Below are 366 nucleotides of genomic sequence, written 5' to 3'. Positions count from 1 at the left end.
GAGGAATGCTTCCAGGCCGCGAAGAACGAGTGCGGCCTGGACCAGTACGAGGTCCGCCGCTACGTGGGCTGGTACCGGCACATCACCCTCGCCATGCTCGCGCACGCCTTCCTGGCGACCACGGCACACGAGGCCCGGGAAAAGGGGGCGGAACCGGTGAGGCAGCCGGGGCCATCGAGCTCACAGTGGCGGAGGTTCGGCGACTCCTGGCAGCTTGTCTCCGCCGGCCCCCGCACCTGAGCGGACACCGAAGCCGACGCCACGCGATGAGCTGGTCGAGCTGGCGCCGACGACGCCAAGCAGTCGCCCGCCGCTGCCACTACCAGCGACGCTGTCGCACGATCGAGGGGCGGTCTCTTCGAGACC

At 69.9% G+C, this 366-nt stretch carries 1 pseudogene; it reads left to right on the top strand.

Features of this window, described 5'->3' with window-relative positions:
* Positions 1–240 (top strand): annotated as a pseudogene (locus tag IH00_RS0133555) (IS701 family transposase); the annotation flags it as partial.
* Between the last annotated feature and the right edge of the window lie 126 nt (positions 241–366).

Origin of the sequence: Streptomyces sp. NRRL S-118 (assembly GCF_000716335.1) — a bacterium.
In the GTDB taxonomy this organism is placed as follows: domain Bacteria; phylum Actinomycetota; class Actinomycetes; order Streptomycetales; family Streptomycetaceae; genus Streptomyces.
The sequence above is the reverse complement of the archived record's forward strand: the minus strand, read 5'-3'. Positions and strand labels throughout refer to the sequence as shown.